At 66.1% G+C, this 6,841-nt stretch carries 5 protein-coding genes and 1 pseudogene; all 6 read left to right on the forward strand.

The features are described 5' to 3' along the window. Window positions 1–991 (forward strand): extracellular solute-binding protein (locus QZX79_RS13580; protein WP_294568919.1); only part of this gene is annotated, 991 nt, incomplete at its 5' end. A gap of 6 nt (window positions 992–997) precedes the next feature. Continuing rightward, complete coding sequence (locus tag QZX79_RS13585) at window positions 998–1,993, forward strand: carbohydrate ABC transporter permease (RefSeq protein WP_294568921.1); 996 nt, start codon at window positions 998–1,000, stop codon at window positions 1,991–1,993. Beyond that, a complete protein-coding gene (locus tag QZX79_RS13590) occupies window positions 1,990–2,910 on the forward strand; it encodes a carbohydrate ABC transporter permease (protein WP_294568923.1) in 921 nt (306 codons plus the stop codon). Before QZX79_RS13585 ends, QZX79_RS13590 begins: the two co-directional genes overlap by 4 nt. Before the next feature lie 186 nt (window positions 2,911–3,096). Next, on the forward strand, window positions 3,097–4,023 hold the full coding sequence (locus QZX79_RS13595; RefSeq protein ID WP_366484989.1) for an aldose 1-epimerase family protein: 927 nt from the start codon (window positions 3,097–3,099) through the stop codon (window positions 4,021–4,023). Window positions 4,024–4,140: 117 nt separating this feature from the next. Then, a complete protein-coding gene (locus QZX79_RS13600; RefSeq protein ID WP_294568925.1) occupies window positions 4,141–6,507 on the forward strand; it encodes an FdhF/YdeP family oxidoreductase in 2,367 nt (788 codons plus the stop codon). A gap of 105 nt (window positions 6,508–6,612) precedes the next feature. Then, window positions 6,613–6,841: pseudogene (locus QZX79_RS13605) on the forward strand (YciI family protein); the annotation flags it as partial.

Consider the following 6,841-nt stretch of genomic DNA (forward strand, 5'->3'; position numbering starts at 1 on the left):
CGGGGTCATGCACCTTGAGCAGCTGTCGAGCAACGCCGCCCGCAACGTCATCGTTCTCGTCGATGACCTCACGGAGGAGCTCGAGCTGACCGGCGACGACTTCACCGAAGAGGTCTGGGACGCGGGCGTGTACGAGGACAAGCGCTACGGCGTCCCGCTGGACGTTCACTCCCTGGCGATGTACTACAACACCGAGCACTTCGAAAAGGCGGGCATCACAGAGGCGCCCACCGACGCCGCATCCTTCGAGGACGCCCTGAAGAAGCTCAAGGCCGCCGGTTACGAGAACCCGTTCTGGATGCCCGCGAAGTGGCCCAGCCACCTCATGAACCTCTCCCTCCTGTGGCAGAACGGCGGCGAGCCCTACGACGCCGATGGCGCCAAGGCCACCTTCGATTCGGAGGCCGGCGTCGAGGGACTCGAATGGCAGACCTCGATCATTGAGGATGGGTACAGCCCCAAGAACGTCGCCATCGACTCCCAGTACGTCGCCTTCAAGAACGGTGAAAACTCCATCACCTGGGACGGCATCTGGCAGTTCAACGACCTCGAAGCCGCCGGCGTCCCTTACGCCGCCGCTCCGATCCCCGTGATCGGCGAGGAAGACGCAGTGTGGGCCAGCTCGCACAACTTCTTCCTCCCCCGCCAGGCCCAGCCCGACGAGAACAAGGCCAACGCTGCCAAGGTCTTCATCGCCTGGATGAGCGAGAACTCCGACACCTGGGCCGGCTCGGGCATGATCCCGGCCCGCACCTCGGTGCGCGAAGGCGGAGCACTTGATGGAACCCCTCAGGAACCGATCGCTGCGAAGGTCGACTCCATGAAGTTCCTGCCTCCCGTCCCGGGTCTGGGCACCGTCCAGGCCGAGACTCTCGAGGTCGGCGTCGACAACGCGATCCTCGGCGAGCAGGAGCCCAAGGAAGCCCTTTCAAAAGTTGCTGCGAAAGCATCCCAGCTGATGGAAGAAAACCAAGCCTCGTTTGGAAAATAGCCGAAAATGAAATCCTCATCCCAGGTGGGCGCCTCCTCGAAGGAGGAGGCGCCCGGGCGTCAGCCGACCACTACGCCCACCCGAATTGCGGCCCCGAAAACGAATAAGGGTGTCGCCAAGCAGGCTGCAGGCACTCCGTGGCTGTTCCTCGCTCCGTACCTGATCCTTTTCATCGGGTTCGTCCTCATCCCCATCGTCTTTGGCCTCTGGATCAGCCTGCACGCCTGGGACTACACCCGTCCGCTTCAGCCCTTCGTCGGGCTGGCGAACTACGTGTCGCTGTTCCAGCCCGACTCGCCCTACTTTGAGAGCTTCTGGAGCTCGATGCAGGCAACGGGCATCTTCACCGTCTTCAGCGTCCCCCTGCTGCTGACCATCCCGCTGGCCGTCGCACTGCTGATGGCCTCGAAATTCCCGGGCCGGAACTTCTTCCGCGCCGTGTACTTCGCGCCGTACGTCCTCGGCGTCGCAGTGATTTCGGTGCTCTGGCGCTACCTGCTCGACAACAACATCGGCCTCGTCAACTACTACCTGGGTGCGATCGGCCTGCCGGACAACATCGCCTGGACCACCTCCACCCCCGCGGCCTGGGTTGCCCTCATCGGCGTCACGGTGTGGTGGACCCTCGGGTTCAACGCCGTCATTTACCTGGCGGCCCTGCAGGACATCCCCGGGGAACTCTACGAAGCGGCAAGGGTCGACGGCGCCAACAAGTGGCAGCAGTTCCTCAATGTCACCATCCCCGGGCTGCGCCCGGTGTTGTCCTTCGTCACCATCGTCACGCTCATCGCCTCGGTGAACATGTTCGGCCAGTCCTACCTGATCACCCTTGGCGGCCCTGGCCGTGAGACCCGCACCGCGATCTACCAGATCGCCGAAACGGGCCTGCGCAACTTCCAGATGGGGAACGCCGCGGCCATGAGCTACGTGCTCACCCTGTTCCTCATGCTCCTGAGCCTCATCGTGTTCTGGCTCTTCCGTGAAAAGAAGGAGGGGAAATGACACAGCTCACCGAGTCCGATGCGTCAACAGCATCCGGCGCATCCGGCGCAGGGAACAGCGGAAACCTGTCCACCAAGCGCGCCGATCCAGCCGGACGGCGCAAGATGGTCTTGCGGCTGATCATCCTCAGCATCGTGGCGCTCATCTTCATCAGCCCGCTCATCTTCATGTTCGTCACCTCCTTCAAAACGCGCGAGGATGCCACCGGGATCCCGCCGAGCTGGATCCCCGACCCGTTCTCGCTGCAGGCGTACGAGTCGATCCTCGCCCCCGGCAGCAGCACCCCGGTGCTGCGCTGGTTCCTCAACAGCATGGTGGCCGCACTGCTCCACGCGGCCCTCGTCGTCGTCATCTCCGCCCTCGCCGCCTACCCGCTGGCGCGGATGGAGTTCCGGGGCAAGAAGATTGTGTTCGGCGTCATTGTCGCCACCCTGCTGGTGCCCCCGGTCATCCTGATCATCCCGAACTACCTGATCGTGAGCGGCCTCGGCTGGCTCAACGCCCTGGTGGCGATCATCGTCCCGACCGCTGCGTCGGCCTTCGGTGTGTTCTTCATGCGGCAGTTCTTCGGAGCGCTGCCTGAAGACCTCGAGGAAGCCGCCCGGCTCGATGGGGCGAACCGGTTCGAGATGTTCACGAAGATCATCCTGCCGCTCGCGAAGCCCGCAATGGCCACACTGGCGCTGCTGGCGTTCCTCACCAACTGGAACGATTTCCTCTGGCCGATCTACGTGCTCTTCAGCCCCGAGGTGCAGACCCTGCCCGCGGGCCTTTCGACACTCCAGTCGGCCAACGCGGTGAGGTACGACCTGCTGATGGCCGGTGCCGTGATGGCAAGTCTTCCGGTCCTGGCGCTGTTCGTCTTCCTCCAGAGGTTCATTATCGAGGGAGTCTCACGCTCCGGCGTGAAGGGCTGACACCCGAAGGTCGAACAACGGTTCCCGATTCCCCCCGGCGCTCGCGCCGGGGGGAATCGCCCGTTAAGCGCAATGTCGACAGCCGGAACCCCGATCCCTGCGCACTAGACTTTTGGAGGCACCTCCCGCGGAGGCACCTTCCCAGCAAGCACCCCAGCACCCAAGCACCCCACCCCAGAGGAACTCATGACACCGATGGACCCCGCAGTGCCCGTCTCGGGCCACCAGTACACGCTTCGCGCCGGCGGCTACACCGCCGACATCGCCAGCGTCGGAGCCTCGGTCCGCCGGCTGCGCTTCGAGGGCCGGGACCTCGTGGTGCCCTACGAGGAATCCGAGGTCCGCCCCTTCTTCCGCGGTGCGCTCCTGGCACCCTGGCCCAACCGGATTGTCGACGGACGGTACACCTTCGACGGGAAAGAAAACTTCCTGGCTCTGACCGAGCCCAACCGCGGCCACGCCCTGCACGGACTGATGGCCTGGCAGGACTGGCTTCCCGAGGAGCAGACCGAGTCCTCCGTCCGGCTTCGCGCCGAGGTGGTCCCCCAGGACGGCTACCCCTTCCGCCTTCGAGTCCAGGTCGACTACGTGCTCGACGACGGCGGCCTGCACACCACGGTGACGGCGACCAACACCGGGCCCTCCCCCGCCCCCTACGGCACCGCGCCGCACCCGTACCTCGTGGGCGGGAACGGCCGCGTGGACGAATGGACCCTCTCCCTTCCCGCGGACTCCGTCCTGAACGTCACCGAGGACCGGCTCATCCCCACCACCCTCGACCCGGTGCACGCGGAGTTCGATTTCCGCGCCCCTCGCTCCGTGGGCACGACCTTCATCGACCATGCCTTCACGGGCCTTGCATACGACGCCGACGGGCGGGTCACCGTGGGCGTCACCGGCACCGACGGCCGCGGCGCGGGCATCACCTTCGGCCGGGACTGCCCCTGGGTGCAGGTGCATACCGCGGACCAGCCGGACCCTGCGGTCTCGCGCATCGGCATGGCCGTTGAGCCCATGACGTGCCCGCCGGATGCCTTCAACTCGGGCACCGACCTCGTCGTGCTGGCTCCCGGCGGCTCCCACGAGGCGCGCTGGAGCATCCACACCGTCTAGGGCCAACAAAGGGTTGCGGCGGCTCCGCGGGCCTGCTAGTCCTGAGGGACAAGGTGTTCCGCAGAGGAACCGGCGTGCGCTCAGCGACGAGTGGTGCCGGAAGAAGGGAAGTGCACCGTGGTCCGCAGCAACCCTCCGGTCGAGGAACCCGACGAGAAGAACGTCGAGGTCAAGGACCGGCCGAAAAACTGGGCCGCCGGCGTGCCGGGGGTCTACTACTCCATGAAGCCGGCGCTCGAGCACATGGGGGTGGACCGGACCCGGAAGACCCTGCTGGCGCTGAACCAGAAGGACGGCTTCGACTGCCCAAGTTGCGCGTGGCCCGACCCGAACCACCGCAAGGCCTTTGAGTTCTGCGAGAACGGAGCCAAGGCGGTTACCTGGGAGGCCACCCCCGTCGTCATCGGCTCGGAGTTCTGGGCCGAACACTCGCTGACCGACCTGCGCGCACGCACCGAGTACTGGCTCGGCATGCAGGGCCGGCTCACCGAGCCCGTCTACAAGGCCGCCGGCGAGGACCACTACCGGCCGGTGGGCTGGGACGAGGCGTTCTCGATCGTCGCCCGGAAACTCAACTCCCTGGACTCCCCGCATGAGGCGGCCTTCTACACCAGCGGACGGACCTCGAACGAGGCGGCGTTCCTTTACCAGCTGTTCGTCCGTGGCTTCGGCACGAACAACCTGCCCGACTGCTCGAACATGTGCCATGAGTCTTCGGGCTGGGGCATGGGCCAGACGATCGGCATCGGCAAGGCCACCATCACCTACGACGACTTCGCGAAGTCGGACCTGATCATCATCCTGGGCCAGAATCCGGGGACCAACCATCCGCGCATGCTCACCGCGCTGGAGGAGGCCAAGGAGTACGGCGCCAAGATTGTCGCCGTGAACCCCCTGCCCGAGGCCGGCCTGCGGAGGTACAAGAACCCGCAGCGGGTCAGCGGCATCGTCGGGCGCGGCACCGAGATCGCCGACCAGTTCCTGCAGATCCGGCTCGGCGGCGACATGGCGCTGCTTCAGGCCGTCTCCAAGCGGGTGTTCGAGGCGGAGGCAAGGAATCCGGGCAAGGTCCTCGACCACGAGTTCCTCGAGAAGCACTGCGAAGGCCTCGATGAGCTCCGTGAGCACCTTGCCCAGCTCGACGAGCAGGCGGTGCTCGAGGCAACCGGGCTGCGCAGCGAGGAGATCGACGAGCTCGCCGCACGCTATCTGCGGGCCGAGCGGGTCATCGTCACGTGGGCGATGGGGATCACCCAGCAGAAGAAGGCGGTCCCCACCATCAAGGAGATCATCAACCTGCTGCTGCTGCGCGGCAATATCGGCAAGCCCGGAGCCGGCGCCTCCCCTATCCGCGGGCACAGCAACGTGCAGGGCGACCGCACCATGGGCATCTGGGAGCAGATGCCGTCGACCTTCCTCGACGCCCTCGGCAAGGAGTTCTCCTTCGACGCGCCCCGGGACCACGGTGTCGACGCCGTCGAAAGCATCCATCAAATGCGCGACGGGAAGATCAAGGTGCTCATCGCCCTCGGCGGGAACCTCGTCTCGGCCATCTCCGACACGCAGGTCGCCGAGGCGGCCTTCGCCAACACCGAGATGACCGTGCAGATCTCCACCAAGCTCAACCGCTCCCACCTGATCACCGGGGATGAGGCTTTGATCCTGCCGACCATGGGCCGCACGGAGATCGACGTCCAGGAGAGCGGCCGCCAGTTCGTCTCGGTCGAGGACACGGTGTGCGCCGTCCACCCGTCCTGGGGCAGCGTCGAGCCGGTGTCGCACACGCTGCTCTCCGAGCCTGCGATCATCAGCCGCCTGGCCCGCGAGACCCTCGGCGACCGCGTGAAGGCCGACTGGGTGGGCTTCGAGAAGAACTACGACCTCATCCGGGACTCCATTTCCCGGGTGGTTGAGGGCTGCGAGAACTACAACGAGAGGATCCGGCAGGAGGGCGGCTTCGTGCTGCCGAACGGGCCGAGGGACTCGCGCACCTTCCGCACCCCCACGGGGCGCGCCGTGCTCACGGTGAACGACCTCGAACACCTCGAGCGTCCGCCGGGCACCCTGATCCTGCAGACCGTGCGCTCCCACGACCAGTGGAACACCACCATCTACGGGCACAACGACCGCTACCGCGGCATCCGGAAGGGCCGCCACGTGGTGTTCATCAGCCCCGAGGATATTGCCGAGCTCGGCCTGTCCGACGGCCAGCAGGTCGACCTGCACGGCGTGTACGACGACGGGATCCAGCGCGTGCTGCGCAACTTCCGGGTGGTGTCCTACCCCACTGCCCGGGGCTGCGCCGCGGCCTACTACCCGGAGGCGAACGTCCTCGTCCCGCTGGACTCGGTGGCCGAGGGAAGCAACACTCCGGTGTCGAAGGCGGTCCTGATTCGGATCGAGCCGACTGCTGGTGACGCCGCGGGTGAGGAGGCGGGTGACGCGGCGGAGGCGAAGGCCGGTTCCGCGGCGGCGCCGGCCTGAAAATTCCGCGGGATTTTCCGGTGGAAATGTCGATCCGGGGCTGCTCCCGCCGTCATGGGGATACGGGACGCACCCCGCGCCCGCCGAATGCGAAAGGCCGAAACCATGCGTTACTCCCTGCTCCTGAATAACCCCGAGCCTGCCGACGTGGGCATCACCGAAGAAGACATGGCCCCCTTCCGGGAGGCCTTCGATGCGTACGCGAAGTCGCTCGACGCCGCCGGCATCCTCGTCGCCGCTGAGATCCTCAAGCCGGCCGAGATGACCACGACGGTGACGCTGCGGACGGGCACCCTCTCCATCCAGGACGGCCCGTTCGCCGACACCAAGGAGA

The organism is uncultured Arthrobacter sp., from assembly GCF_902805515.1.
In the GTDB taxonomy this organism is placed as follows: Bacteria; Actinomycetota; Actinomycetes; order Actinomycetales; family Micrococcaceae; genus Arthrobacter_D.